Source organism: Pseudomonas sp. F007 (assembly GCF_057814275.1).
In genome coordinates, this window is record NZ_JBVATA010000001.1 from 340,248 (window position 1) to 365,796 (window position 25,549).

28 protein-coding genes and 2 pseudogenes are annotated in these 25,549 nt (G+C 61.1%); 10 read left to right on the plus strand and 20 right to left on the minus strand.

Features of this window, described 5'->3' with window-relative positions; all coding sequences use genetic code 11:
• Positions 1-4 precede the first annotated feature (4 nt).
• Positions 5-322: a PepSY domain-containing protein gene (locus tag ACZYR5_RS01705; protein WP_489088181.1), complete on the plus strand. Its 318-nt coding sequence runs from the start codon at positions 5-7 to the stop codon at positions 320-322.
• A gap of 66 nt (positions 323-388) precedes the next feature.
• Here ACZYR5_RS01705 and ACZYR5_RS01710 read toward each other — a convergent pair whose 3' ends face one another.
• Positions 389-1,156: a methyl-accepting chemotaxis protein gene (locus tag ACZYR5_RS01710; RefSeq protein ID WP_489095153.1), complete on the minus strand. Its 768-nt coding sequence runs from the start codon at positions 1,154-1,156 to the stop codon at positions 389-391.
• 165 nt (positions 1,157-1,321) lie between these two features.
• A pseudogene (locus tag ACZYR5_RS01715) lies at positions 1,322-2,014 on the minus strand (methyl-accepting chemotaxis protein); the annotation flags it as partial.
• 233 nt (positions 2,015-2,247) lie between these two features.
• Here ACZYR5_RS01715 and ACZYR5_RS01720 point away from each other — a divergent pair.
• Positions 2,248-3,270 (plus strand): transporter, encoded by a 1,023-nt coding sequence (locus ACZYR5_RS01720; protein WP_489088180.1) that lies wholly within the window; start codon positions 2,248-2,250, stop codon positions 3,268-3,270.
• Here ACZYR5_RS01720 and ACZYR5_RS01725 read toward each other — a convergent pair whose 3' ends face one another.
• A complete protein-coding gene (locus tag ACZYR5_RS01725) occupies positions 3,271-3,717 on the minus strand; it encodes a multidrug/biocide efflux PACE transporter (RefSeq protein WP_489088179.1) in 447 nt (148 codons plus the stop codon).
• Positions 3,718-3,809: 92 nt separating this feature from the next.
• Between ACZYR5_RS01725 and ACZYR5_RS01730 the strand changes: the two genes are divergently transcribed.
• Positions 3,810-4,664: a LysR family transcriptional regulator gene (locus ACZYR5_RS01730; RefSeq protein WP_489088178.1), complete on the plus strand. Its 855-nt coding sequence runs from the start codon at positions 3,810-3,812 to the stop codon at positions 4,662-4,664.
• 32 nt (positions 4,665-4,696) lie between these two features.
• Here ACZYR5_RS01730 and ACZYR5_RS01735 read toward each other — a convergent pair whose 3' ends face one another.
• The 4 genes from ACZYR5_RS01735 to ACZYR5_RS01750 form a co-directional block, all read right to left on the minus strand.
• Positions 4,697-5,932, minus strand: coding sequence for an RNA polymerase sigma factor (locus ACZYR5_RS01735; protein ID WP_489088177.1), 1,236 nt, complete (start codon positions 5,930-5,932; stop codon positions 4,697-4,699).
• On the minus strand, positions 5,932-6,423 hold the full coding sequence (locus tag ACZYR5_RS01740; RefSeq protein ID WP_489088176.1) for an SRPBCC family protein: 492 nt from the start codon (positions 6,421-6,423) through the stop codon (positions 5,932-5,934). The genes ACZYR5_RS01735 and ACZYR5_RS01740 overlap by 1 nt, the downstream gene beginning before the upstream one ends.
• A gap of 27 nt (positions 6,424-6,450) precedes the next feature.
• Positions 6,451-6,795, minus strand: coding sequence for a YciI family protein (locus ACZYR5_RS01745; RefSeq protein ID WP_489088175.1), 345 nt, complete (start codon positions 6,793-6,795; stop codon positions 6,451-6,453).
• 67 nt (positions 6,796-6,862) lie between these two features.
• Positions 6,863-7,297, minus strand: a complete 435-nt coding sequence (locus ACZYR5_RS01750) for a YybH family protein (RefSeq protein WP_489088174.1) — start codon at positions 7,295-7,297, stop codon at positions 6,863-6,865.
• Between the two features lie 141 nt (positions 7,298-7,438).
• Between ACZYR5_RS01750 and ACZYR5_RS01755 the strand changes: the two genes are divergently transcribed.
• Positions 7,439-7,924 (plus strand): GNAT family N-acetyltransferase, encoded by a 486-nt coding sequence (locus ACZYR5_RS01755; RefSeq protein WP_489088173.1) that lies wholly within the window; start codon positions 7,439-7,441, stop codon positions 7,922-7,924.
• A 6-nt stretch (positions 7,925-7,930) separates the two neighbouring features.
• On the opposite strand, the gene ACZYR5_RS01760 is transcribed toward ACZYR5_RS01755, so the two are convergent.
• The 3 genes from ACZYR5_RS01760 to ACZYR5_RS01770 form a co-directional block, all read right to left on the minus strand.
• Positions 7,931-8,428, minus strand: coding sequence for a GNAT family N-acetyltransferase (locus tag ACZYR5_RS01760; protein WP_489088172.1), 498 nt, complete (start codon positions 8,426-8,428; stop codon positions 7,931-7,933).
• A 74-nt stretch (positions 8,429-8,502) separates the two neighbouring features.
• The gene (locus tag ACZYR5_RS01765) at positions 8,503-8,988 is read right to left on the minus strand and encodes a GyrI-like domain-containing protein (protein ID WP_489088171.1); all 486 of its coding nucleotides are present in this window, start codon (positions 8,986-8,988) and stop codon (positions 8,503-8,505) included.
• A 67-nt stretch (positions 8,989-9,055) separates the two neighbouring features.
• Positions 9,056-9,718 carry a LysE family translocator gene (locus ACZYR5_RS01770; RefSeq protein ID WP_489088170.1) on the minus strand — a complete coding sequence of 221 codons (663 nt, stop codon included), beginning with the start codon at positions 9,716-9,718 and terminating at the stop codon, positions 9,056-9,058.
• 197 nt (positions 9,719-9,915) lie between these two features.
• Here ACZYR5_RS01770 and alaC point away from each other — a divergent pair, with 197 nt between their 5' ends.
• A complete protein-coding gene (alaC, locus tag ACZYR5_RS01775; RefSeq protein WP_489088169.1) occupies positions 9,916-11,133 on the plus strand; it encodes an alanine transaminase in 1,218 nt (405 codons plus the stop codon).
• A 192-nt stretch (positions 11,134-11,325) separates the two neighbouring features.
• On the opposite strand, the gene ACZYR5_RS01780 is transcribed toward alaC, so the two are convergent.
• Positions 11,326-12,678 (minus strand): GntP family permease, encoded by a 1,353-nt coding sequence (locus tag ACZYR5_RS01780; RefSeq protein WP_489088168.1) that lies wholly within the window; start codon positions 12,676-12,678, stop codon positions 11,326-11,328.
• 82 nt (positions 12,679-12,760) lie between these two features.
• Positions 12,761-13,294, minus strand: coding sequence for a gluconokinase (locus ACZYR5_RS01785; protein WP_489088167.1), 534 nt, complete (start codon positions 13,292-13,294; stop codon positions 12,761-12,763).
• Between the two features lie 215 nt (positions 13,295-13,509).
• Here ACZYR5_RS01785 and gntR point away from each other — a divergent pair, with 215 nt between their 5' ends.
• Entirely contained in the window at positions 13,510-14,541 is a 1,032-nt protein-coding gene (gene gntR, locus ACZYR5_RS01790; protein ID WP_489088166.1) for an HTH-type transcriptional regulator GntR, read from the plus strand.
• A gap of 32 nt (positions 14,542-14,573) precedes the next feature.
• On the opposite strand, the gene ACZYR5_RS01795 is transcribed toward gntR, so the two are convergent.
• Positions 14,574-15,113, minus strand: a complete 540-nt coding sequence (locus tag ACZYR5_RS01795) for a methyl-accepting chemotaxis protein (RefSeq protein WP_489095154.1) — start codon at positions 15,111-15,113, stop codon at positions 14,574-14,576.
• A 9-nt stretch (positions 15,114-15,122) separates the two neighbouring features.
• Positions 15,123-15,893, minus strand: a pseudogene (locus tag ACZYR5_RS01800) (PAS domain-containing protein); the annotation flags it as partial.
• Positions 15,894-16,248: 355 nt separating this feature from the next.
• On the opposite strand from ACZYR5_RS01800, the gene ACZYR5_RS01805 reads away from it, so the two are divergent.
• Entirely contained in the window at positions 16,249-16,656 is a 408-nt protein-coding gene (locus tag ACZYR5_RS01805) for a GNAT family N-acetyltransferase (RefSeq protein ID WP_489088165.1), read from the plus strand.
• Positions 16,657-16,662: 6 nt separating this feature from the next.
• On the opposite strand, the gene def is transcribed toward ACZYR5_RS01805, so the two are convergent.
• The 3 genes from def to ACZYR5_RS01820 form a co-directional block, all read right to left on the minus strand.
• Positions 16,663-17,202, minus strand: a complete 540-nt coding sequence (gene def, locus ACZYR5_RS01810) for a peptide deformylase (RefSeq protein WP_489088164.1) — start codon at positions 17,200-17,202, stop codon at positions 16,663-16,665.
• A 2-nt stretch (positions 17,203-17,204) separates the two neighbouring features.
• On the minus strand, positions 17,205-18,155 hold the full coding sequence (locus ACZYR5_RS01815) for a YihY/virulence factor BrkB family protein (RefSeq protein WP_489088163.1): 951 nt from the start codon (positions 18,153-18,155) through the stop codon (positions 17,205-17,207).
• 174 nt (positions 18,156-18,329) lie between these two features.
• Positions 18,330-18,521, minus strand: coding sequence for a CsbD family protein (locus ACZYR5_RS01820; protein WP_489088162.1), 192 nt, complete (start codon positions 18,519-18,521; stop codon positions 18,330-18,332).
• A gap of 202 nt (positions 18,522-18,723) precedes the next feature.
• Between ACZYR5_RS01820 and ACZYR5_RS01825 the strand changes: the two genes are divergently transcribed.
• Positions 18,724-19,101 (plus strand): hypothetical protein, encoded by a 378-nt coding sequence (locus ACZYR5_RS01825; protein WP_489088161.1) that lies wholly within the window; start codon positions 18,724-18,726, stop codon positions 19,099-19,101.
• Positions 19,102-19,154: 53 nt separating this feature from the next.
• Here ACZYR5_RS01825 and fadD1 read toward each other — a convergent pair whose 3' ends face one another.
• The gene (fadD1, locus tag ACZYR5_RS01830; RefSeq protein WP_489088160.1) at positions 19,155-20,846 is read right to left on the minus strand and encodes a long-chain-fatty-acid--CoA ligase FadD1; all 1,692 of its coding nucleotides are present in this window, start codon (positions 20,844-20,846) and stop codon (positions 19,155-19,157) included.
• 330 nt (positions 20,847-21,176) lie between these two features.
• The gene (gene fadD2, locus ACZYR5_RS01835) at positions 21,177-22,865 is read right to left on the minus strand and encodes a long-chain-fatty-acid--CoA ligase FadD2 (protein WP_489088159.1); all 1,689 of its coding nucleotides are present in this window, start codon (positions 22,863-22,865) and stop codon (positions 21,177-21,179) included.
• A 337-nt stretch (positions 22,866-23,202) separates the two neighbouring features.
• On the opposite strand from fadD2, the gene ACZYR5_RS01840 reads away from it, so the two are divergent.
• Positions 23,203-24,147 (plus strand): alpha/beta hydrolase, encoded by a 945-nt coding sequence (locus ACZYR5_RS01840; RefSeq protein WP_489088158.1) that lies wholly within the window; start codon positions 23,203-23,205, stop codon positions 24,145-24,147.
• A gap of 40 nt (positions 24,148-24,187) precedes the next feature.
• On the plus strand, positions 24,188-24,658 hold the full coding sequence (locus tag ACZYR5_RS01845; protein ID WP_007902410.1) for a MaoC family dehydratase: 471 nt from the start codon (positions 24,188-24,190) through the stop codon (positions 24,656-24,658).
• A 25-nt stretch (positions 24,659-24,683) separates the two neighbouring features.
• Here ACZYR5_RS01845 and ACZYR5_RS01850 read toward each other — a convergent pair whose 3' ends face one another.
• Complete coding sequence (locus ACZYR5_RS01850; protein ID WP_489088157.1) at positions 24,684-25,547, minus strand: efflux RND transporter periplasmic adaptor subunit; 864 nt, start codon at positions 25,545-25,547, stop codon at positions 24,684-24,686.
• Between the last annotated feature and the right edge of the window lie 2 nt (positions 25,548-25,549).

The following is a 25,549-nucleotide window of genomic DNA, read 5'->3' on the forward strand; positions in this document are numbered from 1 at the left end:
AACCATGAAAACGTTGACCACCCTGTTCACTGCCGCTGCCCTGACCCTGTCCGCCGGTTTTGCCATGGCCGACGTCCGTCCTGACCTGATCCCTGGCCTGCTGAAGTCGGGCGCGATCATGGACTTCGAAAAACTCAATCAGGCGGCCCTGGCGGTGCACCCAGGTACCACTGCGGCCAACATCACCGACACCGAACTGGATCAAGACGCCAACGGCACCTATGTCTATGAAGTGGAAATCCGCGACGCCAAGAACGTCGAGTGGGACGTGAAGCTCGACGCCAAGACCGGTGCAGTCCTGAGCAATAAACAGGACAAGTAATCGCTGCCAGACCAAAAAGCCGCACACCCTCAGGGTTGTGCGGCTTTTTTCGTTCACACCGAGCGTTTATTCACTCAAGCGCGCCGTCACTTCATTCAACTGCCCCGACAAACCATGCAGGTTGCCGCTGGCCGCTTGCGTGCGCTGCACGTTGTCCAGGTTGGTGCTGGCGATGCTGGTGATTTCCGTGAGGTTGCGCGAGATGTCTTCGGCGACCGAGGTTTGCTCTTCGGCGGCCGTGGCAATCTGCCGGTTCATGTCGCGAATAGCCTCTACCGCCTCGGTGATGCGCTCCAGCATGGCGCCGGCGCGGGTCACTTGCTCGACACTCTCGTCACTGCGCGACTGACCGCTTTCGATCGCCTGCGCGGCGTCCACTGCACCGGTTTGCACGCTCTGGATAATCTGGTTGATCTCGATGATCGACGCCGCCGTGCGCTGGGCCAGGCTGCGCACCTCATCGGCGACCACGGCAAAACCACGCCCGGCTTCACCGGCACGCGCGGCCTCGATGGCGGCGTTGAGTGCCAGCAGGTTGGTTTGCTCGGCGATCCCGCGAATCACTTCCAGCACTTTGCCGATGCGCTCGCTGTCGGTCTCCAGACGGCGAATTACAGTGGCGGTGTTGGCGATTTCACCACGCATTTGGGTGATGGCGTGGATGGTGCTCTGCATCACCTGCTCGCCCTGTTGTGCCGACTGATCGGCATCGTCGGCGGCCCGCGCGGCATCGGCGGCGTGCCGGGCAACTTCCTGGGCCGTGGCGGACATTTCGTTCATCGCCGTGGCCACCTGGTCGGTGCGGCTGAATTGTTCGTGGGTGCCATGGGACATCTGCCCGGCAATCGCATTCAGCTCACCACTGGCGCTGTCCAGATCGGTGGCGCTGCGTTGCAGGCGGGCGAAGGTTTCGGCGAGAAAATCGCGCAAGGTATTGGCTGCCACTGCCAGGCGACCCAGTTCGTCCTGGCGATCGTTGGCCACCCGCGCCGAAAAACGCCCCTGGCTCAATTGCGCGACGTACTCGATCAAGCGCTGGATTGGCTGCACCAGATGCCGGTTAACCAGCCACAGACTGAACAGGCCGATCAGCAACCCCGAGATCAACATCACCACAATGCCCAGCAGCACTGTGCGCTCGGCGCTGCTACTGATCGCGGTCGATTGCTGGTTGCCACGCTGGCGCAATTCGTTGACCAGTTCACTCATCTGTTCGCTGGTGGCGCGGTCCACACCCTTGACCGCGTTATCACCTGCCGCCGGATCGGCCCCGGCTGCCCGATAGGCTTCCAGCCCTTGCTGATAAGCGCTGCCCAGCGCCCGGTGCGCGTCACGCAGGCTGTCGATCCGCGCCTTGAGCGCTGGCTCGATGGCCGGCTGGCGGCTCAACTCGCCAAGAATAGTCTGCACATCGCCCTGACGCGCCTGGAACTGCTGCCAGTACTTGTCCCGATCGGCCGGCTGCTTGCCGCGCAACAGGACGTTCTTCCACTCCTGCACCTGGATCTTGAACTGTAGGTTGGCCTCATCGATCAATTGCGAGGTATGCAGCGGCCCCTCGATCAGTTGCCGGTAACTCTGCACGCCGCTGGAGAGCAGGTAAAAACTGGCCAGGGCAATCAACAACATGGCGAACAGGCTGCCGCTCAGCAGCGCGAGGATTTGAGCTCTCAGGGACTTTTGCAAAAACATCGAGGGGTATCTCACGACAGGAATAATGCGGACAGCCAGGCGAGAACCCGGCTGCACAGACCAGCCTAGGCATCATCGGCCTCGACGGGCATTTCTTGAGCGGCTCCGACCAGCGGTTTAGAGCGCTTTCCGCCATTCGTCAAAGTGTCACACAACGGTCAGATTGGACCGTCATGATGCCGTTCAAGCGTCGCTGAGATGTGCCCGGCGAACGCGCCCTCCCGCGAGACGCCATGAACTACAGCATCGATCACCGCCACCGTGACGCCGATCTTTTTGGCCTGCTCTATGGCTTCAGCTTTCGCCCCGGTGAACGCGGTCGCGAGATTGAATCGGCCGAGGCGCTGAAACGCCTGCAGCAACCGGCCAGTGAAGACGAATTCCTCTGGCTGCACCTGAACCTCGCCCACGCCGCCTGCGAACGCTGGATGAAAGCCCACCTGGCACTGCCCGACGAGTTCTTCGAAGCGCTGCATGAAGGCTCGCGCTCGACACGCATCGAGCACGTCGACTCGGCCTTGCTGGCGGTGGTCAACGACGTGGTGTTCAACCTCAGCAACCTGCAATCCTCAGACGTCTCGACCCTGTGGGTCTGCGCTCGCAGCCGGCTGATCGTCAGCGCCCGCCTGCAACCGCTGCACTCGGTGGACAAGCTGCGTTCTTCGGTCAAGGCCGGCGAGTGTTTTCGCTCGCCCCTGGAGTTGCTGGTGCACCTGTTGCGCGATCAGGGCGAAGTGCTGACCCAGATCGTGCGCAAGACCAGCCTCAGCGTCGATCAGGTTGAAGACCAACTGCTGTCCTCCCGGCTCTCGACCAACCGCGCCGAACTGGGCGCCAACCGCCGCGTGCTGGTGCGCCTGCAACGCTTGCTGGCGCTGGAACCGGGCTCGCTGCTGCGGCTGCTCAATCGCCCGCCGCAGTGGCTGCAGAAAGAGGACGTCAAGGAGTTGCGCAAATCCACCGAAGAGTTCGCCCTGATCATCAACGACCTCACGGCCCTCGGCGAGCGGATCAAACTGCTGCAGGAAGAGATCGCCGCCAACCTCAATGAACAGAGCAACCGCACGCTGTTCACCCTGACCGTGGTCACGGTGCTGGCGCTGCCGATCAATATCATCGCCGGCTTCTTCGGGATGAACGTCGGCGGCGTGCCGCTCTCGGGCGATCCCGAAGGCTTCTGGATCCTGGTCGCGCTGGTGGCGTCCTTTACCCTGATTGCCGGGCGCTGGGCGTTTCGCAAGCGCGGAGATTACTGATCAACGACTGCATGCGCGCACGCTCCTGGCCAGCAACATACGCTCGCGCACTACGTCATAGGCCCAGTGGTAGACGTAGGTGTACGGCAGGAAGAACAACAGCACGCCGATGTCGAGAATCAGTGCCTGCAACAGGCTGACGTTCAGCCACCAGGCAATCAACGGCACACTGACGGCCACCAGTCCGCCTTCGAACAGCAAGGCGTGAACCACCCGGGTAAAGGCGCTGGGCGCCCACTCCAGGCGCTTGAGCAGACGGTCGAACAGGCCGTTGAAGAGCACGTTCCAGGCCAGGGCAATCAGGCCGATGGCGATGGTGGCAACGCCCATGTCGACCACCGGCTTGTCCATCAGCCACGCCAGCAGCGGCGTACAGATCAGAACAGCGAGCACTTCGAAACCGATGGCCTGGCCAATACGCTCGGTAAGGGATTTTTGCGGGGTCATGATCCAATGCCTTTACAGGTGAACAGGGTTGCCATCATCTGCCACGATATCGATACTTCATAATCAATAACCATCGACCAAGGCGATAGTTCATGGCCTCACATGAAGTGCTGCTGGCGTTCGTCCAGGCGGCGACCCAGGGCTCGTTTTCCGCTGCCGCGCGCAAGCTGGGCAAGAGCCAGTCGACCATCAGCGCGGCGGTCGCCAGCCTGGAAATCGACCTCAACGTCACCCTGTTCGACCGCAGCAGCCGCAAGCCCGGCCTGACCTCGGCCGGGCACGTGCTGTTGCAGCGCGCCGAGGACATTCTGGCGGCCAGCAGCCGCCTGGAGATGAGTGCGGCGCAGCTGGCGCAAGGGGTGGAACCGAAGCTCACTATCGCGATGTCCGATACCTACCAATCGGACCGCTTCGAAGCCGCCCTGAGCGAGTTCGAACAGCGTTACCCGGACCTCGAGCTGGAATGCCTGATCGCCGAGTGCGACGACTTGATCGCCCTGGTGCAAAGCGGGCGCGCCCACATCGCCTTCGCCGAAATGCAGGAGCATTACCCGCCGGACCTGGACCGCGCGACCGTCGACGAGCACACCGAAATCGCCTTGTTCGTATCGCCCTCGCACCCCTTGGCCGCGCTGTCGAAGATCGACCGGCAAGTGCTCCAGCAACACCGCGAATTGCGCCTGGCAACCATCATCAATCCCTACGAAACCCGTGCCCAGGGTCGAGTGTGGTCGGCGCCGAGTTACCTGATGCTGCTGGAAATGGCCCAGGGCGGATTCGGTTGGGCGCCGCTGCCGCGTTGGCTGGTGGCGCGATTTGGTCCCGGAACCCTGCAGGAGCTCAAGGTCCGTGGCTGGCCAAAACCGGTGGCGGTGGATGCGCTCTGGTCACGGCTGAACCCACCGGGGCCGGCAGGCAGCTGGATGCTGGCGAAGATGCTCGAATGACCTCAGGTGGCAAAAACCCAACCTGAGTGGCGTCAGCCCAACTCGCGCAGGCGCTGCTCGATGAAGTGTTGTTCGGGGACTTGCCGGGTCAGTTCCAGGGCCCGGCGATAGGCTGCCCGCGCCTCGTCTACTCGCCCCAACTGACGACAGAACTCGCCTCGCGCTGAATGCGCCAGGTGATAGTCGAGCAGTTCGCCGCGCGCAAGGATTTGCTCGACCAACTGCAGTCCGGCCAAGGGGCCATCACGCCGCGACAACGCCGCCGCACGATTGAGTTCGATCACCGGCGACGGCAGCGCCTGGAGTAATACGTCGTACAAACCGACGATCTGCGCCCAGTCGGTTTCGGCGGCGCTCGGCGCTTCGGCATGCACCGCCGAGATCGCCGCCTGCAGGCAATAAGGCCCGATGTCGCGCTGGCCCAAGGCACGCTCGATCAAGCCACAGCCCTCGGCAATCATTCCTGCATCCCATAGCGAACGGTCCTGCTCATCCAGCAGGATCAATTCGCCGGAGGGCGAGGTGCGCGCCGGGCGTCGCGACTCGTTGAGCAACATCAGCGCCAATAGCCCCATCACCTCGGGCTCCGGCAGCAACTCCATGAGCAGGCGACCGAGGCGGATCGCTTCGCGGGTCAGGTCCTCGCGGGTCACTTCAGTACCGACGGAGGCCGAATAGCCTTCGTTGAACACCAGGTAAATCACCCGCAACACGCTGTCCAGGCGCTCCGGCAACTCGGCCAGAGACGGCACCTGATAAGGGATTTTCGCATCGCGAATCTTCGCTTTGGCGCGCACGATGCGCTGGGCGATGGTGGCTGGCGCCGCGAGAAAGGCCCGGGCGATTTCCTCGGTGGTGAGGTCGCAGACTTCACGCAGGGTCAGCGGTACTTGCGCATCGGCGGCGAGTGCCGGGTGACAACAGGTGAAGATCAGGCGCAGGCGATCGTCTTGCACGTCTTCGACACTCCACTCGGCCTCTTCCAGCGCTTCGAGTTGCGCCACCAGTTGTGCCTGGGACGCGGCAAACCGTGCGCGCCGGCGCAGGCCGTCAATCGCCTTGAAGCGTCCGGTGGAGACCAGCCAGGCCCGTGGGTTATCCGGCACACCGTCGCGTTGCCAGCGCTCGACGGCGACGAAGAAGGCTTCATGCAGGGCCTCTTCGGCCAGGTCAAAATCGCCGAGCAAGCGGATCAAGGTCGCCAGGATCCGCCGCGACTCGTTGCGGTAGACCGACTCGACCAGCGCCTTGACCGCCTCGCCGGGCATCAGTCGGGCATGCCCTGGGTGACCAGCGTCACCAGGCGCTCGAGGCTCTGCCCCCAGCCCTCATGAAAACCCATGGCCTCGTGCGCCTGCCGGTCTTCCTGATTCCAGTGCATGGCACGGGCGGTATACAGGGTTTTGCCATCGACCTCATCAAAGGTCACTTCGGCGGTCATGAAAGGTTTGCCGGAGGGGATCCAGCCCGGCTTGAAGGCATCGGTGAACACCAGCCGCCGCGGCGCCTGGATCTCCAGGAACACGCCGCTGGTGGGGTACTCGCTGCCATCCGGGGCGCGCATCAGGGTCCGAAACTGGCCGCCGACCCACAGGTCCATTTCGCACTCGGGCGTGGTCATACCGTGGGGGCCCCACCACTGGGTGAGCCACTGCGGTTCGGTCCAGGCACGAAACACCTTGCTGCGTGGCGCATCAATCGTCTGACTGATGACCAGTTCGTGATCAGCCGGCTGCCGGCCGGCGTTGGAAATGCTCATGAATAAACTCCTGTCTTATGCTTGTTATCAGAGATTCAGTTCACGGACGGGACGGACTTCGACACTGCCGACCCGGGCGGCGGGAATTTTCCCGGCGACCTGGAGCGCTTCGTTCAGATCCTTGGCCTCGATCAGGTAAAACCCGGCCAACTGCTCCTTGGTTTCGGCGAACGGACCATCGGTGATCGACAGCTTGCCGCCGCGCATGCGCACCGTGGTGGCGGTCTGCACCGGCTGCAAGGCTTCGGCGGCGAGCATTCGCCCGCTGCCCTGCACCGACTCGGCGTAGGCCATGCACTCGGCGTCCTCGGGGCTGTCGGGCGAGCTGTGCAGCACGCGCTCGTCGCTGTAGACCAGGCATAGGTATTTCATAAGGCTCTCCCGCTGCGGGCTGATCAACTATGGCTGCAGATTGCAGGTTTGGCGAAAAACCCGACGATCAGGGCTCAAGCTCGAACAAGGCCGCACCACTGACCATGTCGAACGGCGCCGACCAATGCTCATGGACAATCCGCCATTGCCCGGCGATCCGCTGGTACCCGGCGCTGGCGCGCATCCAGCAGCCCTTGGTCTCGCCCTTGTCGTCGGTACCACCGCAGTGCACCAGCCAGTGGGCGAACGCCAGGTCCTGGCTCTGGGTGACCTTGAGTTCGGCGAACTCGAACAGGTGCGGGCCGGGGCAATAGGTCATGCACTCTTCCCAATGCGCACGGTAGGCCGCCTTGCCCTTGAATTGCAGGGCTTTGACCGCATCGAACGAGACGATGTTGTCGGCGTACAGGTTCATCAGGGTGTCGATGTCCTTGGCCACCACCGCTTTGCGGTAGTGCTCGATCAGGGTGTGGACCTCAGTGTTTTCCATCGGCGCGTTCATCACGGCTCTCCTGCTGTTTTATCGGAAGACACCCTTAGTCGACTGGCACTCACCGCATTCGACAGCGTGAAGAAAAAAATCTGTCCGACTGCAAACGGGATAAAATCCGAGCCTTGATTTCGCCGGATGACGGACACCTCAGTGGCTACTCAACTCGTTCCTTATGCACAGCTCTCGACGCTGCAACGCCAACAGGTGGAAGCCATCGAAATCCACCCCGCGCAAAAGCTGTTCAGCGGCGATATTCATGGCGCCCTGCATGCCCTGGGCGCGGCCGCCGGCGATGCAATCCAGGGGTTTGCGCTGGTCGCCGACGATATTCCCGTGGCCTTCCTGCTGCTCAAGCGCCCGCCCTTCCTGCCAACCTGGGCTCACGAAGACACCGCCTCCCTGCACGCGCTGCAAGTCGACCGCCGTTGCCAGGGCCAGGGTTATGGCAAAGCCTGCCTGCAAGCCCTGCCGGACGCTGCGCGCCGAGCCTGGCCGCAGATCAAGGGCCTGGAATTGTCGGTGGATACCGACAATACAGCGGCATTGGCGCTGTACCGGCAACAGGGTTGGGTCGACAGCGGCGACGCCTATAAGGGTCGTATCGGCTACGAACGGCGCATGGCCCTGGCGTTCTGAAAAGACCTACAGGTCCAGCGCCATTTCATGCCAGGCCAGGCCGCCGTGGTCTGACTCTGAAGCCTTGAGGTAGGCAAAGCCAAAGCCTGCATACAGGCGGATGTGCTGCTCGCGGCACATCAGGTTGATGCGGATCTTGCCCAGCTCGCGCATGCGTGCGATGAACTCGCCCATTAACAGCTTCGCCAGGCCCAGGCCCTGGTAGTCCGGGTGCACCACCACCGACATGATCACCACCTGCGGGCCGTCCGGGTCGTGGCCGATCATCTCCTTGAAGGCTTCATCGGCCATTTCCACCTGGTACGCCGCGCCCGAGTTGATAAAGCCAGCGACGACGCCCTCTACTTCGGCGACGATGAAACCCTCGGGCCAGGTCTCGATGCGCGTGGCGATCTTCTCGCGAGTGGCCGCCTCATCACCCTCGTAGGCCTCGGTTTCGATGGCAAAACAACGGTCGAGGTCAGCGACGGTGACCTGACGGATGACAGGCGAGGAAGCATTCATGGCAAAGGTCCGGACAAGACAAAGGGGGGCTCGGATCATAATCGATCCAGCCCCCTCCCCGGCGCCATGGGCGGTTACTTTTTCAACGGCACCCAGATTTCCAGCACGCCGCAGCCGCTGACCGGGTCGAAGTCGGCGCTGTAGCGCTCGAACACCGGCGCCTGCCCGGCCTCATGCCCGGACTGCGGCAGCCAGTGCTTGAAGATGTAATCGAAGGTCTGCGGCAGGCTGTCGAGCTTCCCGGGGTGAATGAACACTGCGTAGTCCTGGGGTTGGATTTCAACCCAGCGGTAAGTCTCGGGCAGGTCGTCGAGTTTGCTGATTTGCACACCCGCGACGTACTCGAATCCGCCCTGGCCATCGGCGCTGCAACACACGCCGTAGGTCACTTCGCCAATTTGCCCCGGCACCTTGCCGATGTGCGGAATGAATCGCTCCCAGAGTTTGGGAATGCCATCAGCCTTGTTCATGGAAAAGTGCTCGCCGAAACCGGCGATCAACAAAAAATGCCCTTTTTCGAAGCGCTGCTGTGCGCTGGCGCCCTGTTTTGGCTCATCCATGAATCACCTCCTGCCGCTGAAAATTGGGTTCGGCTGGGAGTATAGAAGCGAATTCGCAAAGCCCCAGTCAAAGCCCCGGCAGCGCTACCACAGCAGTGGCACCGACAAACTCGTTGTAGCCGGATAGAATCACGTAGACCGCGAAATAGCAGAAGATCGCTGCAGATGCCATATAGGAATACCGCAGCAACTTATCGCCCAGCAACTTGCCACCCTGGGTCGCTGCCAGGCACAGGCCGGCACTCCACAGCAGGCCGGCGCAGAAGAAGCCCGCCAGGAACAATCCGGCACTGGCAGGGCCACCGCCGCCGGAGCGGGCAATCAAAGTACCGCCTACTGCGGCGAACCAGAGGATTGCGCTGGGCGAGGACATCGCCAGGAAGATTCCGCGCAGGAACTCGCGACGATGAGAACCACCACTGACCTCACCGGCTGTCGCCACAACCGCACTGTGGTGAATGGCCGAGTAAACCATCTTCGCCGCGAAGTACAGCAACAACGCAGATCCGCCGATCCACAGCACCCAGCGCACCGCCGAGTACTGCAGCAACACGGTCATTCCGGCCAGGGCCAGCACCGCGTAGATCAGGTCGCCGAAGCAGGTCCCCAGACCCAGGGCAAAACCCTGGAAATACCCGCGCTGCATGGCCAGGGTAATCATGGCGATATTGGCCACGCCGATATCCAGGCACAGCGAGAGGCTCAGCAGAAAGCCGCTGGAAAACTCCATGTTTCATTCCGTTCGAAGTTGATTGAGGCAGTGCCGCGCGACACTGCAAAAAGCGCGCAAGCCGAACAGTGTCGTCGAAAATAGTTGCTTGTGGCCACTAGACAATAGCCCGTCGCCACCCTTATCGTGCGCCCAGACCACCGCAGTGGTCAGCGTCGCTCGGACGGTTCCGGGCGCTAACGTATCCTGAGGCAACAATGGCAGACCAAGGTTCGCCGCGCCGCTTTGCGCGCATAGATCGACTCCCCCCTTACGTATTCAACATCACTGCCGAGCTGAAGATGGCCGCCCGACGTCGTGGCGAAGACATCATCGACTTGAGCATGGGTAACCCTGACGGTGCGACCCCGCCCCACATCGTGGAAAAACTGGTCACCGTCGCACAGCGCGAAGACACCCACGGCTACTCCACCTCCAAAGGTATTCCGCGCCTGCGCCGGGCGATTTCCCGCTGGTACAAGGATCGCTACGAGGTCGACATCGACCCGGAAAGCGAAGCCATCGTCACCATCGGTTCCAAGGAAGGCCTGGCGCATCTGATGCTGGCCACCCTCGACCAGGGCGACACGGTGCTGGTGCCCAACCCGAGCTACCCGATCCACATCTACGGCGCGGTGATTGCCGGCGCCCAGGTGCGCTCGGTGCCGCTGATTCCGGGCGTGGACTTCTTCGCCGAATTGGAACGAGCCATTCGTGGCTCGATCCCGAAGCCGAAAATGATGATCCTCGGCTTCCCGTCCAACCCCACCGCGCAGTGCGTGGAGCTGGATTTCTTCGAGCGCGTGATCGCCCTGGCCAAGCAGTACGACGTGCTGGTGATCCACGACCTGGCCTACGCCGACATCGTCTACGACGGCTGGAAAGCCCCGTCGATCATGCAAGTTCCGGGTGCCAAGGACATTGCGGTGGAATTTTTCACCCTGTCCAAAAGCTACAACATGGCCGGCTGGCGCATCGGTTTCATGGTCGGCAACCCGGAGCTGGTCAACGCCCTGGCGCGGATCAAGAGCTACCACGACTACGGCACCTTCACCCCCCTGCAGGTGGCGGCCATTGCGGCGCTGGAAGGCGATCAACAGTGCGTGCGCGACATTGCCGAGCAATACCGGCAGCGCCGTAATGTGCTGGTCAAGGGCCTGCATGAGCTGGGCTGGATGGTCGAGAATCCGAAAGCCTCGATGTATGTCTGGGCGAAAATCCCCGAGCAATACGCGCACCTCGGCTCGCTGGAATTTGCCAAGAAACTGCTGGCCGAAGCCAAGGTCTGTGTGTCTCCGGGCGTGGGTTTTGGCGAGTACGGCGACGACCACGTGCGCTTCGCCCTGATCGAAAACCAGGACCGGATTCGCCAGGCGGTACGCGGCATTCGCGGGATGTTCAGAGCGGATGGGCTAGTCAGCAAAACCAACGCCTGACACAAAACCTGTAGGAGCTGGCTTGCCAGCGAAGACGGTCAATCAGCCGAAATAAATGGTGAAACTGGTGGTCTCTTCGCGGGCAAGTCGAATCGTCGCACCGCCGCTCCTACAGGGACCGTGTTCAACAATGAAATCGATTTAAAACAAAAAAACCGCATCGCTGCGGTTTTTTTGTGTCTGTCGAATCGCTTAAACGAACAGCGACAACAACAGGATAAAGCCCAGGCCCACCACCGACAGAATGGTCTCCATCGCCGTCCAGGTCTTGAAGGTTTCGGCCACGGTCATGTTGAAGTACTGCTTGACCAGCCAGAAACCGGCGTCGTTGACGTGGGACAGGATCAGCGAGCCGGCACCGGTGGCCAGCACCAGCAGCTCACGGTTGACCCCAGGGATCATCCCCACCACCGGCACCACAATGCCCGCGCCAGTAATGGTCGCCACGGTTGCCGAACCGGTAGCGATACGGATCACCGCGGCCACCAGCCAGGCCAGCAGGATCGGCGAGATCTGCGCGGCCACCGCCATGTGCCCGATCACGTCACCCACGCCGCTGGTCACCAGCATCTGCTTGAAGCCACCACCCGCACCGATGATCAGAATGATCGCGGCGGTGGGCGCCAGGCTCGCGTCGAGCCACTTGAGCATCTGCTGGGAGCCGATGCCCTGCTTGTAGCCGAAGGTGTACAGCGACAACAGCAACGCCAGCAGCAGCGCCGAGATCGGGTGGCCGATCAGGTCCATGAAGGTGCGGAAGAAGTTGCCGTCAGGCAGCACTACGTCGGCAAAGGTCTTGAGCAGCATCAGGAACACCGGCGACAGCACGGTGACCAGGGTGATGCCGAAGCTCGGCAAGGTGGCCGAATCGGTCTCGCGGGCCAGTTGATCCACCAGTTCCTGGTTCGGGTGACCGGGAATGTGCTTGGCAATGAAGGTACCGAAGATCGGACCGGCGATGATCGCCGTTGGCAGCGCCACGATCAGGCCGTACAGGATGGTCTTGCCGATGTCGGCACCGAATACGCCGATCGCCAGCAGCGGGCCCGGGTGCGGTGGCACCAGGCCGTGCACCGCAGACAGACCGGCCAGCAGCGGGATACCGATCTTGATGATCGACACGCCGGTGCGCCGGGCGACGATGAACACCAGCGGGATCAGCAGCACGAAGCCGATTTCGAAGAACAGCGGGATGCCCACCAGGAACGCGGCGAACATCATTGCCCACTGCACCTTGTCCTTGCCGAAGGCACGGATCAGGGTCTGGGCAATCTGATCCGCCCCGCCCGACTCGGCCATCATCTTGCCGAGCATGGTGCCCAGCGCGAGGATGATCCCGACGAACCCCAGTACCCCACCGAAGCCGTCCTGGAACGCCTTGATGATGGTGCCGATCGGCATGCCCGAAGTCAGCCCGAGGAACGCGGCCGCGATGATCAACGCAATGAAGGGATGCAACTTGAACTTGGTGATCAGGACAATCAAGCCAATCACCGTGACCACTGCATCGAGCAGCAGGAACGTGTCGTGGGACATGCCGAACATTAGGGGTGTCTCCTGGTTGTTGTTGTTATTAAAGCGGGTAATTCAATAGCCATCAGGACAGCGCTACCTTTGAAAGCAAAACTCATACGGCGAGCTTCAGGCCATGCCCAAGCCACCAATCGTGGGCTTGCGCGGCCAATTGCTCGACGCTGTGAACGGAGGCATTGAGGGCCAGGGTCAGCGGTTCACCGACCGGCGACTCGAGGGTGGCGAACTGACTATCGATCAGGGTCGACGGCATGAAGTGCCCCGGACGATGGGAGACCCGGTCGGCGGCCACCTCGCGACTCAGTTCGAGAAACACGAAGCCCAGGCCCGGCAAGGCGCTGCGCAAGCGCTCGCGATAACTGTGCTTGAGGGCCGAACAGGTCAACACCGGGCGCTGGCCCTTGGCATCGACGCGACGCAGTTCGTCGCACAGGCTGTCGAGCCAGCCGGCACGGTCGTCGTCGTTCAGGGGAATGCCGGCGCTCATCTTCTCGATGTTGGCCGTTGGATGAAAGGAATCGCCTTCGATACCGGTTGCGCCGCTGAGCTGGCACAAGGCCTCGCTGACGCTGGACTTGCCGCAGCCGGCCACGCCCATGATGACCAGGGCGGAGATTGGTTGACTCATGTAACACCTCAGCGCGCAGACAGCGCTACCTTTGCTCATTGAAACTCTAGTGCAAACGCAGCCATTGCCGACGACTTCTTGTCGTTTTTATGGGTTGCAACACATTCTTGTCCAACGCCGACAGGCAGGGATCAGGCAACCCCCGCTCAATCATTTGCAGCCGCATCGAGACAGCGCTACCTTAGTGCCTTGAATTTTGTTTGGCAAGCCGCCCGATGACCTCGACCAAAAACGATAAAAATACCCGCACCACTGGCCGCCCTACCCTCAACGAAGTTGCCCGCCTGGCCGGGGTCAGTCCGATCACCGCTTCGCGCGCCTTGCGCGGGGTCAGCACGGTGGCCACCGAACTGGTGGAAAAAGTCCAGCAGGCCGCCTCGCAACTCAATTACGTGGTCAACCCCGCGGCCCGCGCCCTGGCCTCGGCGCAGAGTCAATCGGTGGTGGTACTGGTGCCGTCGCTGTCGAACCTGCTGTTCATCGAAACCCTCGAAGCCATCCATCAGGTGTTGCGCCCCAAAGGCTTCGAAGTGCTGATCGGCAACTGCCATTACTCCCGTGACGAAGAAGAAAACCTGCTGCGCAATTACATGGCCTACCAGCCACGCGGCTTGCTGCTGACCGGTTTTGACCGCACCGATAGCGCCCGGCGGATGGTCGAGACGAGCAATGTGCCCTGCGTCTACATGATGGACCTGGACCCCGATGCCGGCGTGAACTGCGTCGGCTTCTCGCAAATCAGCGCCGGTGAAACTGCCGCGCAACATTTGCTCGCCCGCGGCCGGAAAAAACTGGCGTACATCGGCGCACAACTCGACCAGCGCACCCTGCTGCGTGGCGAAGGCTTCCGCCGCGCCCTGCAGCATGCCGGCCGCCATGATCCGGATCTGGAATTGCTGACGCCGCGCCCCTCCTCGGTCGGACTGGGCGGCGAGTTGTTCCTGCAGATGATGGCCAACCACCCCGAAGTCGATGCGATCTTCTTCGGCAACGACGACCTGGCCCACGGCGCCCTGCTCGAGGCCATGCGCCACGGCATCAAGGTTCCCGAGCAGGTGGCGGTGCTGGGCTTCAACGACCTGCCCGCTTCCGAACACATGGTGCCGCGCCTGAGCAGCATCAGCACCCCGCGCGAAGCCATCGGCCGGCGGGCCGCCGAACACCTGCTGACGCTGATGGCCGGCAACCGTATCGCCAAACCGCTGGTGGACATGGGTTTCGAACTCAAGGTCCGTGAAAGCACTTGAGTTCGAGGCCGCTACGATTCAGTGGAGCGGATTCAGTTGAGCTGCAAACTCGAACTGAACTGGCCGATGGCGTCCACCACGTGACGTGAACCCTGCTGGATTTCCAGGATGACCTCACCCGCCTCGTTCGCCAGTTCGACCCCGAGTCCGGTGCGACTCAGGCTCGACTGCATGCTCGATACCGCGCTCAGCGACAAGTCGTGGTTCTTGCGCACCACATCGACGATCTCCAGGGTCGCCTTGCTGGTCCGCGCCGCCAGGCTACGCACTTCATCGGCCACCACCGCAAAGCCACGACCATGCTCGCCAGCCCGCGCCGCTTCGATGGCAGCGTTGAGTGCCAGCAGGTTGGTCTGGTCGGCAATCCCACGGATGGTCTGCACGATGCTGCCGATGATGTCCGATTGCTTGCTCACCGCATCGATGCTCAGCGCCGCTTCATTCAGGTCCCGGGAAATCTCCTCGATGATCTGCACGGTCTGCTGCACCACCTGCGAGCCTTTGCGGGCACAAGCGTCGTTTTGCACCGAGGTGGCGTGAGCGGATTCCGCAGCGGTCTGCAGGGTGGTCATTTGCGGGGTGATGTCGCTGGCGAACTTGACCACTTTGTACAAGCGCCCGCGGGCATCGAAGATCGGGTTGTAGGACGCTTCGAGGTAAACCATGCGGCCATATTTATCGACCCGCTCAAACCGGTGGGAATGGAATTCGCCTCGGTTCAGTGAGGCCCAGAACGCCTTATAGGCCGCCGACTCGCTTTCCGAGCGGTGACAGAACAGGCTGTGGTGCTGCCCGACCACCTCGCCCAGCGAGTAATGCATGGTCTGCAGGAAGTTTTCATTGGCCTTGATGACCCTGCCATCGGGTGAAAACTCGATCACTGCCATCGCTCGCCCGACGGCGTTTACCAGACTCTGATTTTCATGTTCCTTATGGACCCGGGCAGTGATATCCGTGGCCACCTTGATCACGCTGGTGACCTGGCGGTCGACACCGAACACCGGCATGTAACTCGCTTCCAGCCAGACTTCCTGGCCCTTCTTGTTCAAGCGCTGGAAGGTCCCGCTGCTGGGCTCGCCGCGCCCCAGATCACGCCAGAAGCGTTGGTAATCGACACTGCTGGCGTAGTCATCCTCACAGAAAATCCGATGATGCTTGCCACGGATTTCCTCAAGGGAATAGCCGACGGCCGCGCAGAAGTTTTCATTGGCATCGAGAATCACCCCCGTCGGACCGAACTCGATCATGGCCATCGAACGGCTGATCGCCGCCCATTTGGCATTGGCTTCGGTCAACGCGCAGGTGGTTCGTTGAATCTCGAGCAGGTCGGATTTGTGATGTAGGTTAAACATGGTCGTATTGCCCCAAGCACGGTTTTTTTGATTGATGAAAGTTCATCGGTCTTTCAACGTATCCACCACAACGTTCCATGGAACAGGCACACACACCCCTCTGCGGGAGGGTCAGATCAAGTGAATAACAGAGTTGAATCGGAGGTTCGTGCCGCACGTTCCTACTGGGGCGCCCCTCTCTTGATTGCCCGGGACAGGCCAACTCAAGCGCCAGGATCAGTCGCTCAGCCGTAAGCATAGACAGGCTCTTCACGGCTGCAAGGCCATCATTAAGCCAGTAATCGGGACAAAATCGGTTCAGCGCCAACCGTCGGTCTCTTATACTCTGCGCCCTTGAGAATCGATGACAGTTACCATGCCCGACACCCAGTACAGCCAGCTCGATGAAGCCCTGTGGCCACTGATGAACAAGTTCTATCGCAGCCACCAATCGTCGATGAAAGCGGTGCGTGACGCGCAGCTGTGGGTCGGCCGGCGTGACGAAATCATCGCCGGGCTGTGCTTGCGGCCGGTGGCATCGGGGTTCTGGTTGACGGGCTTGTTTGTCGCCCCGGCCTGTCGCGGCCAGGGTGTGGCGGCGGCCTTGATGGCCGAGGCGCTGGCGACGATCAGCACGCCGGTGTGGCTGTTCTGTCACCCGGATCTGCAAGGCTTCTATGAGCGCAGCGGTTTCAGCGCCCATCCGCTGCTGCCCCAGGCGCTGGGCGAGCGCCTGCTGCGCTACCGCCGCAGCAAGCCGATGATCGCCATGGCCCGGGGTTGAACGGGTTCAGTCGTCGGCGTTGGGATCAAGATCGGGGAACATGACTTCGGTGAAGCCGAACTTGCGGAAGTCGCTGATGCGCGACGGGTACAACCGACCGATCAGGTGATCACACTCGTGCTGCACTACCCGCGCATGAAACCCAGAGGCATAGCGCACAATCGGCTCGCCCTTCGGATCGAACCCTTCATAGCGGATGTGCTGGTAACGCTCGACGGCCCCACGCAGGCCCGGCACCGACAGGCAGCCTTCGAAGCCCTCTTCCATGCTCGGGTCCAACGGGGTGATCAACGGATTGATCAGGATGGTCTGCGGCACCGCTTCAGCGTCGGGATAGCGCTCGCTGTGCTCGAAGCCGAAGATCACCAGTTGCAGGTCGACACCAATCTGCGGCGCGGCCAGGCCGACGCCACCGACGCTTTCCATGGTCTGGAACATGTCGTCGATCAACTGCCACAGCTCCGGGCTGTCGAACATTTCCGCCGGGACCGGTGGGGCAATACGCAGCAGGCGTTCATCGCCCATTTTGAGAATTTCACGGATCATGATCAGGCTTCGTCAGAGGTCGGTTTGAGCGAGTGGTCCCGTCCCAATCCCGAAACGTGTTGTTTGGGTTCGTGCTCGTGCTCACCCGGGACTTTTTCCCCCGGATCCTTGCCTTCACTCGACATGTGTTCGATCACCGCATTCATTTCAGCGCCGAGCAGCAGCACCGCCGCGGAAATGTAGAAGTACAGCAACAGCACGATGATCGCACCGATACTGCCATACATGGCGTTGTAGTTGGCAAAGGTCTTCACATAGAAACCAAAGCCCAGGGACGCGATGATCCACACCACGACTGCCAGCACCGAGCCCGGGGTAATGAAGCGGAATTCCTGCTTAACGTCCGGCATCACGTAGTAGATCAACGCGACCGCGATCATCAGCAGGATCACAATCACCGGCCAGCGCAGAATCGTCCAGACCGTGACGATGAACTCCTGCATGCCGATCTGCGCGGCAATCCACTCCATCACCTGCGGGCCCAGCACCATCAGCGCGGCAGCGATCAGGAGCATGCCGGCAATGCCGACGGTATAGATAATCGACAGCGGAAAGCGCTTCCACACCGGCCGCCCTTCAACCACGTCGTAGGCGGCGTTCATCGCGCTCATCATCAGCCGCACACCGGCCGAGGCAGTCCACAGGGCGATGACGATACCCACCGAGAGCAGTCCGCCCTTGGATTGCTGCAGTTGGTCGATGACCGGATTGACCTGTTCCAGGGCCTGCGGCGGCAATACCAGTTCCGACTGCAGGCGCAGCCAGGAGAAAAAGTCCGGCAGGTGCAGGAAACCGATCAGGGCGATCAGGAACAGGATGAAAGGAAACAGCGAGAACAACATCTGATAGGCCAGTGCCGAGGCGTAGGTCGACATTTCGTCATCGACGAACTCGGTGACGGTGCGCATCATCACGCGATGCAGGGGCAAGCCTTTCAAATCGGGGAAAATCATAGCGTCTCCTTTCGCCGCTGGATTGAAGTCGGAGGCGACTCAGGGGCCGTTTTCTACATCAAAGTAGCTCGTTTGGCGACCTTGAAACAATTTCAAGCGTAGTCCAGTCCCGACTGACATAAAAACGGCCATCCGCGGATGGCCGTCATGCTGCGTCAACGTCGGCGAACCGAATCAGGCTTTGTCGACGGTGTTCTTCACTGCGTCCTTGGCCTTGCCCAGTTCTTGCTGGGCTTCGCCCTTCTTCTCCTGGATCTTGCCTTCGGTCTGCAACTTGGTGTTGTCGGTGACCTTGCCGATACCCTGCTTGATGTTGCCGACGGCTTCGTTGGCCAAACCTTTTGCTTTATCGCCAGTGCTGCTCATGGTCGTTACTCCTGTGAACGTTCAGTGGTCAAAAGGGCTTACCTAGACGTTGACCGGCTGGTATTGCGAGGAGTTTCATTTATTTTCACCCGCATCATTTCATCAGCCCATGCAGGTTGGGCTTTATGTTTGCCGCTTTAGCCGGGAGAATGTGCGCCTTGTTCAGGCTTTGGCACTGAAGCTCCATTTGTGTAGGAACGTTATGAAACTCGATAAAAAGCAGGCTATTGCCCGCAGAAACCAGGAACTGGGCGGTGCAGTGCTGGGCGTCAACAACTGCCACTTCAGCGAATTGAACCGCAACCGCAACATCTGGTGGTTCGACCTCCCGGTGACGCGCCTGGCGATTGGTCAGTACGAGTGGATTCACCTGCTGATGCACACGCCGGCCACCGACACCCTGCTGCACCTGAAGGTGCCGACGGTGTTCCTGCGCGAGAAGCTCGAAGGCCTGGTGGTACGCAACGAAGGCAAGCGCAAGGCTGCCCTGAGCCTGGAGTTGAGTGCCGACAAGGACTCCTTCCTGCAGGACATGCGCCCAGCCGGCACCAATGTGAATTTTGCGCAGTTCCAGCAGTAAGACTGTGCCAACAAAAAGCCCCGCATTGCGGGGCTTTTTGTTGGGCGCCTGGTTTACTTCTTCAGGCCAAGTTTCTTCAGTTCTTCATCACGCAGCTCGCGACGCAGGATCTTGCCGACGTTGGTGGTCGGCAGCGCATCGCGGAACTCGACGGCCTTCGGCACCTTGTAGCCGGTGACGTTGGCGCGCATGTGGCTCATCACCTGCTCCTTGGTCAGGGTCACCCCCGGCTTGGCGACGATGAAAATCTTGATCGCCTCGCCCGACTTCTCGTCCGGCACACCAATCGCCGCGCACTGCAGCACACCCGGCAGGGTCGCCAGCACGTCTTCCAGTTCGTTCGGGTAAACGTTGAAACCGGAGACCAGGATCATGTCTTTCTTGCGATCGACAATGCGCATGTAGCCATCCGGCTGGATCAGCGCGATGTCGCCGGTCTTCAGCCAGCCTTCGCTGTCGAGGATCTCGTCGGTAGCCTCCTGGCGTTGCCAGTAGCCCTTCATCACCTGTGGCCCTTTCACACAGAGCTCGCCGATTTCGCCCAGCGGCTGTTCCACGCCGGCGTCGTCGATGACTTTGCACAGGGTCGAAGGCACTGGAATACCGATGGTGCCGATCTGGATGTTCTGGATCGGGTTGACCGTGGCCACCGGGCTGGTTTCGGTCATGCCGTAGCCTTCGCAGATCGGGCAGCCAGTGACTTCTTTCCAGCGTTCGGCGGCGGCCAGTTGCAGGGCCATGCCGCCGGACAGGGTGACTTTCATCGCCGAGAAATCCAGCTTGCGGAAGCCTTCGTTGTTGCACAGCGCCACGAACAGCGTGTTGAGGCCGACAAAGCCACTGAACTTCCACTTCGACAGTTCCTTGACCATCGCCGGCAAGTCACGTGGGTTGCTGATCAGGATGTTGTGGTTGCCGATCAACATCATCGCCATGCAATGAAAGGTGAAGGCATAGATGTGGTACAGCGGCAGCGGCGTAATCAGGATCTCGCAGCCTTCGTGCAGGTTGGAGCCCATCAGCGCCTTGCACTGCAGCATGTTCGCCACCAGGTTGCGGTGGGTCAGCATTGCGCCCTTGGCCACGCCCGTGGTGCCGCCGGTGTATTGCAGCACGGCCACGTCGCTACTGGCCGGGTTGGCTTCGGTCACCGGTTGGCCGCGACCCTTGCCCAGCACGTCATTGAACTTGATGGCATTCGGCAGGTTGAACGCCGGGACCATCTTCTTCACGTACTTGATGACACTGTTGATCAGCAGGCGCTTGAGCGGTGGCAGCAGGTCCGCCACTTCGGTGACGATCACGTGCTTGACGCCAGTCTTGGGCACCACGGCTTCGGCCAGGTGCGCCATGTTCGCCAGGCACACCAGCGCCTTGGCCCCGGAATCGTTGAACTGGTGTTCCATTTCCCGCGCGGTGTACAGCGGGTTGGTGTTGACCACGATCAGGCCGGCGCGAATGGCACCAAACACGGCGATCGGGTACTGCAGCAGGTTGGGCAATTGCACGGCGATTCGATCGCCCGGGCGCAAATCGGTATGCTGTTGCAGATAAGCAGCAAATGCCCCGGACAATTCGTACAGCTCACCGTAGGTAAGTGTCTTGCCGAGATTGCTGAAAGCCGGCTTGTTGGCGAAGCGTTGGCAGGATTGCTTCAACACTGCCTGAATATTCGGGTACTCGTCTGGATTGATGTCGGCAGCAATCCCAGCTGGGTACTTATCCTTCCAAAAGTCTTCGATCATGGAAGCCCACTCCTCAGCAACGCGAATTCTTCACCGCATTTGATGCGATTATTATTGGTGTGTGTTTTTGGTGAATCTGGCGTTTATCGAGTGCCGAGAAGTCCCAAAGCGCGCCGAGAGTAGCAGCTTTGCCAAGGGCCTACTAGAGCCAAAACAGGCCTCTACGGTCACTATGATGACTCAAGAAACTTTAATGGTCATTTTTAGAGTAAAAAATCTAAACACCCTGAAATACCCGTGCTACAGGGTTCAAACGACTTTTCCAGGGACAAAAAAAGGGGCGCCCATTGATGGACGCCCCTTTTGTGCTGCCGGCTCGCTAACAAAACATTACGCGATGTCGCGCAACTCCCGCCGCAGGATCTTGCCCACCGGGGTCATCGGCAACGACTCACGCAACACGATGTGCTTGGGCACCTTGTAGGCGGTGAAATTTTCCTTGCAGTAGGCCTTCAGCTCTTCAAGGCTGACTCCCGCTTCGCGAGCCACCACAAACAGCTTCACCGCCTCCCCGGAGCGATCGTCCGGCACGCCGATGACCGCACAGTTGGCGACTTTCGGATGGGCCATGACCACGTCTTCGATCTCGTTGGGGTACACGTTGAAACCCGAGACGATGATCATGTCTTTCTTGCGGTCGACGATGCGCACAAAACCGTCCGGATCGATCACCGCGATATCTCCGGACTTGAACCAGCCCTCGGCATCCAGCACCTCGGCCGTGGCCTCGGGTTTCTGCCAGTAGCCTTTCATGACCTGCGGCCCCTTGATGCACAGCTCGCCGCGCTCGCCCAGGGCTTGCTCGACGCCCTCGTCATTGATCACTTTCAAGGTCGTGCCGGGGACCGGAATGCCGACGGTGCCCAGGCGCGACAGGTCGCCATAGGGGTTGGTGCAGGCCACCGGCGAAGTCTCGGTCAGGCCGTAGCCTTCGGTGATCCGGCAACCGGTCAGTTGTGCCCAGCGCTCGGCTGTAGCCTTGACCAGCGCAGTACCGCCGGAGTTGGTCAGCTTGAGGCTGGAGAAATCCAGGGTCTTGAAGTCGGGGTGATCCATCAGCGCGACGAACAGCGTGTTAAGCCCCAGCAATGCCGAGAAGCGCCAGTTTTTCAGCTCCTTGATAAACCCGGCGATGTCCCGCGGGTTGGTGATCAGCACGTTGTGGTTACCGGTCACCATCATGCACATGCAGTTCGCCGTGAAGGCATAGATGTGATACAGCGGCAGCGGCGCGATCATCACTTCCTGGCCTTCACGCAACAGCGGCTGGCCGTCGCGACCGAACTGGCCGAGGCAGGCACGGGCCTGCTGCATGTTGGCCACCAGGTTGCCGTGGGTCAGCATCGCGCCCTTGGCCAGGCCGGTGGTGCCGCCGGTGTACTGCAGCACGGCGATGTCGTCGAGCCCGGCGTGCAGCGGTTTGATGCCCTGGCCGCGACCCAGGCGCAAGGCGGTCTTGAAGGAGATCGCCTGCGGCAAGTCATAGGCCGGGACCATCTTCTTGACCTTGTCGACCAGGGTATTGACCAGCCAGCCCTTGGCGGTGGGCATCAGGTCGCCCATCTTCGCTTCGATCAGGTACTGGATCTCGGTATCGGCCAGCACTTCCTGGACTTTCTGCCCGAACATGTTCAGGTACACCAGCGCCCGGGCACCGGAATCCTTGAACTGGTGGCGCATCTCGCGCGCGGTGTACAGCGGATTGGTGTTGACCACGATCAGGCCGGCGCGCAAGGCGCCGAATACGGCAATCGGGTACTGCAGGACATTGGGCATCTGCACCGCGATGCGATCGCCCGGCACCAGGTCGGTCTGACTCTGCAGGTAACCGGCGAAGGCCGCGCTATAACGTTCCAGATCGGCGTAGGTCAGGGTCACGCCCATGTTGCTGAACGCCGGACGATCAGCAAATTTCTTGCAGGAACGTTCGAACACCTCGATCACCGATTGGTAGGCACCCAGGTCGATATCCACGGGTACACCGGCCGGGCGTTTGTCATTCCAGAAATCAGGTTGCATTGTTCTTGTCCTCTATACCTGAGCCAATCCGGGCCGCTTGAGGTGATGCCGCGTCGATCCCTGTAGGAGCGAGCCTGCTCGCGAAAAACGTCAAGGCTGACGCGTGCATCCTGAATGAACGCGGCGCCTGCAGATTTTTCGCGAGCAGGCTCGCTCCTACAGAGCAAAGACGGCGCTCAAAGCGGAGCTTCTGGGACACTAGCAGTTATGGCGAATCAGGCAAATATGAGCATCAGTGTCATTGACCGCGTGAATCTTGCTGCCATGGATTGCCCACATCCCCCGTGCGCCAGTCGATGCGCTATACAATGCAACGACCCCGCGCAAAGGAACCGCCATGATCCACGATACGTTCTGGTTGACCGCGAATGACCACAGCCGTCTCTTCGTCAACCAGTGGTTGCCCGAAGGCCCGCCCAAGGCGGTGATCCTGATTTCCCACGGGATGGCGGAACATAGCGCGCGCTATGCACGCCTGGCAGAACAATTGTGTAACCAGGCGTACGGGGTCTATGCACTGGATCAGCGCGGGCATGGCCGGACGGCGGAAAACGGCGTGCTGGGTCACTACGCCGATGACGACGGCTGGTGCAAGGTGGTCGGCGACCTGGCCAGCCTCAATCAGCACATCGGCCAACAGCATCCCGGTGTGCCGATCGTGCTGCTGGGTCACAGCATGGGCAGCTACATTGCCCAGGCCTATCTGCTGCATCACAGCGCCAGCCTGTATGGCGCAGTGCTCAGCGGCTCGAATTTCCAGCCGGTGGCGCTGTACCGCGCAGCAAGCCTGATTGCCCGTTTCGAGCGGCGACGCCAAGGGAAAACCGGGCGCAGTGCGCTGATCGAATGGCTGTCGTTCGGCTCCTTCAACAAGGCGTTCAAACCCAATCGCAGCCCGTTCGACTGGCTCAGTCGCGACCCGGCCGAAGTCGACAAATACGTCCGCGACCCGCTCTGCGGCTTTCGCTGCACGAACCAGATGTGGATCGACATGCTCGGCGGCTTGCAGCAGATCAGCAAAGCGTCCAATCTCGCGCAGATCGATCCGGGCCTGCCCTTGCTGATCATGGGCGGCGAATGTGATCCGGTGAGCGAGGGCAAGCGTCTCAAGTCGTTGGCTGATGCCTTGCGTCAGGCCGGCAGCCAGGACTTGCAACTCAATCTCTACCCGCAAGCCCGGCACGAATTGTTCAACGAGAGCAACCGCGACGAAGTCACCGCGGACCTGCTCACCTGGCTGGACAAGGCATTGAGCCAACGCCGGCCACCCAGAACCGAATGAGCCTCGGCTCTTGCACTCAACTCGTCACAGGATTCAGCACATGACCCAGGTTACCAACACGCCGTACGAAGCCCTCGAAGTCGGCCAGACCGCCAGCTACAGCAAAACCGTGGAAGAGCGCGACATCCAGCTGTTCGCGGCGATGTCCGGTGACCACAACCCGGTGCACCTGGACGCCGAATTCGCCGCCGCCAGCATGTTCAAGGAACGCATTGCCCACGGCATGTTCAGCGGCGCGCTGATCAGCGCCGCCGTGGCCTGCGAACTGCCTGGGCCGGGCACTATCTACATCGGCCAGACGATGAGCTTCCAGAAGCCGGTGAAAATCGGCGACACCCTGACCGTGCGCCTGGAAATCCTCGAAAAACTGCCGAAATTCCGCGTACGCATCGCCACTCGCGTGTTCAACCAGCGCGATGAACTGGTGGTCGATGGCGAAGCGGAAATCCTCGCCCCGCGCAAACAGCAGACCGTCACCCTGCCCACCCTGCCGGCCATCAGCATCGGCTGATCAGGCAGTCATTGCGGCCCGGTGCCTATCGGGCCGCTTCCTGCACCTGCACACTGGCGGTCATCCCCGAGCTCAGGTTGATCCCTTCGGGCAGCCGGTCGAACTTGATCCGCACTGGAATCCGCTGGGCCAGGCGCACCCAGTTGAACGTCGGCTCGACCTGAGCCAGCAACTGGCCGTCCGGCGTGCTGTTGCGATCATTGATCCCGCGACTGATGCTCTCGACCTGCCCCGCAATCGCCTCTCCCGCACTCATCAGCCAGACCTTGACCGGATCGCCGACCTTGATTCGCGGCAATTTGGTTTCCTCGAAATACGCCTGCACGTAGAACGTCGATTCGTCGACCAACGCCATCACCGGCTGCCCGGCATTCACGTAATTGCCCTGGGCCAGGCGCAGATTGGTCACGTGCCCGCTGCGTGGCGCATGCACCTGGCTACGGGCCAGATTGATCTCGGCGAGCTTGGCGTCGGCTTCGGCCTGGCGCAATTCACCTCGGGCAATACCGGCGTTGATCTGCGCGTTCTCGCGCAACTCGGCACTGATTGCCTGCGGCCCGAGGGCGGCGCGGCGGCTGGCTTCATGTTCGCGCAGGCTGAGTTGCTGCTGGCGGGTCTGCACCACCGCGCGAGCTTTCTCCAACGCTGCCTGGTAGCGCTCGCGGTCGATGCTCAGCAACAGATCACCGGCCTTGACCGGTTGGTTGTCGACCGCCTTGAGCTCCTCCACCCAGCCGGACACGTCGGGGGCGATGACCACCACGTCGGCGCGAATCCGCGCATCGCGGGTCCAGGGGGTGAGCATGTAGTACTGCCACAGGTGCATGCCGGCGAAAATCGCCACGGCCACCAGGCACAGGGTTACCGCGACACGTACGGAAGTACGCATAG

Excerpts from the sequence above, each read along its gene's own strand:
- ACZYR5_RS01705 (WP_489088181.1), top strand. The coding sequence starts at position 5 with ATGAAAACGTTGACCACCCTGTTCACTGCCGCTGCCCTGACCCTGTCC.
- ACZYR5_RS01710 (WP_489095153.1), bottom strand. The coding sequence starts at position 1,156 with ATGTCCCATGGCACCCACGAACAATTCAGCCGCACCGACCAGGTGGCC.
- ACZYR5_RS01720 (WP_489088180.1), top strand. The coding sequence starts at position 2,248 with ATGAACTACAGCATCGATCACCGCCACCGTGACGCCGATCTTTTTGGC.
- ACZYR5_RS01725 (WP_489088179.1), bottom strand. The coding sequence starts at position 3,717 with ATGACCCCGCAAAAATCCCTTACCGAGCGTATTGGCCAGGCCATCGGT.
- ACZYR5_RS01730 (WP_489088178.1), top strand. The coding sequence starts at position 3,810 with ATGGCCTCACATGAAGTGCTGCTGGCGTTCGTCCAGGCGGCGACCCAG.
- ACZYR5_RS01735 (WP_489088177.1), bottom strand. The coding sequence starts at position 5,932 with ATGCCCGGCGAGGCGGTCAAGGCGCTGGTCGAGTCGGTCTACCGCAAC.
- ACZYR5_RS01740 (WP_489088176.1), bottom strand. The coding sequence starts at position 6,423 with ATGAGCATTTCCAACGCCGGCCGGCAGCCGGCTGATCACGAACTGGTC.
- ACZYR5_RS01745 (WP_489088175.1), bottom strand. The coding sequence starts at position 6,795 with ATGAAATACCTATGCCTGGTCTACAGCGACGAGCGCGTGCTGCACAGC.
- ACZYR5_RS01750 (WP_489088174.1), bottom strand. The coding sequence starts at position 7,297 with ATGAACGCGCCGATGGAAAACACTGAGGTCCACACCCTGATCGAGCAC.
- ACZYR5_RS01760 (WP_489088172.1), bottom strand. The coding sequence starts at position 8,428 with ATGAATGCTTCCTCGCCTGTCATCCGTCAGGTCACCGTCGCTGACCTC.
- ACZYR5_RS01765 (WP_489088171.1), bottom strand. The coding sequence starts at position 8,988 with ATGGATGAGCCAAAACAGGGCGCCAGCGCACAGCAGCGCTTCGAAAAA.
- ACZYR5_RS01770 (WP_489088170.1), bottom strand. The coding sequence starts at position 9,718 with ATGGAGTTTTCCAGCGGCTTTCTGCTGAGCCTCTCGCTGTGCCTGGAT.
- alaC (WP_489088169.1), top strand. The coding sequence starts at position 9,916 with ATGGCAGACCAAGGTTCGCCGCGCCGCTTTGCGCGCATAGATCGACTC.
- ACZYR5_RS01780 (WP_489088168.1), bottom strand. The coding sequence starts at position 12,678 with ATGTTCGGCATGTCCCACGACACGTTCCTGCTGCTCGATGCAGTGGTC.
- ACZYR5_RS01785 (WP_489088167.1), bottom strand. The coding sequence starts at position 13,294 with ATGAGTCAACCAATCTCCGCCCTGGTCATCATGGGCGTGGCCGGCTGC.
- gntR (WP_489088166.1), top strand. The coding sequence starts at position 13,510 with ATGACCTCGACCAAAAACGATAAAAATACCCGCACCACTGGCCGCCCT.
- ACZYR5_RS01795 (WP_489095154.1), bottom strand. The coding sequence starts at position 15,113 with ATGACCACCCTGCAGACCGCTGCGGAATCCGCTCACGCCACCTCGGTG.
- ACZYR5_RS01805 (WP_489088165.1), top strand. The coding sequence starts at position 16,249 with ATGCCCGACACCCAGTACAGCCAGCTCGATGAAGCCCTGTGGCCACTG.
- def (WP_489088164.1), bottom strand. The coding sequence starts at position 17,202 with ATGATCCGTGAAATTCTCAAAATGGGCGATGAACGCCTGCTGCGTATT.
- ACZYR5_RS01815 (WP_489088163.1), bottom strand. The coding sequence starts at position 18,155 with ATGATTTTCCCCGATTTGAAAGGCTTGCCCCTGCATCGCGTGATGATG.
- ACZYR5_RS01820 (WP_489088162.1), bottom strand. The coding sequence starts at position 18,521 with ATGAGCAGCACTGGCGATAAAGCAAAAGGTTTGGCCAACGAAGCCGTC.
- ACZYR5_RS01825 (WP_489088161.1), top strand. The coding sequence starts at position 18,724 with ATGAAACTCGATAAAAAGCAGGCTATTGCCCGCAGAAACCAGGAACTG.
- fadD1 (WP_489088160.1), bottom strand. The coding sequence starts at position 20,846 with ATGATCGAAGACTTTTGGAAGGATAAGTACCCAGCTGGGATTGCTGCC.
- fadD2 (WP_489088159.1), bottom strand. The coding sequence starts at position 22,865 with ATGCAACCTGATTTCTGGAATGACAAACGCCCGGCCGGTGTACCCGTG.
- ACZYR5_RS01840 (WP_489088158.1), top strand. The coding sequence starts at position 23,203 with ATGATCCACGATACGTTCTGGTTGACCGCGAATGACCACAGCCGTCTC.
- ACZYR5_RS01845 (WP_007902410.1), top strand. The coding sequence starts at position 24,188 with ATGACCCAGGTTACCAACACGCCGTACGAAGCCCTCGAAGTCGGCCAG.
- ACZYR5_RS01850 (WP_489088157.1), bottom strand. The coding sequence starts at position 25,547 with ATGCGTACTTCCGTACGTGTCGCGGTAACCCTGTGCCTGGTGGCCGTG.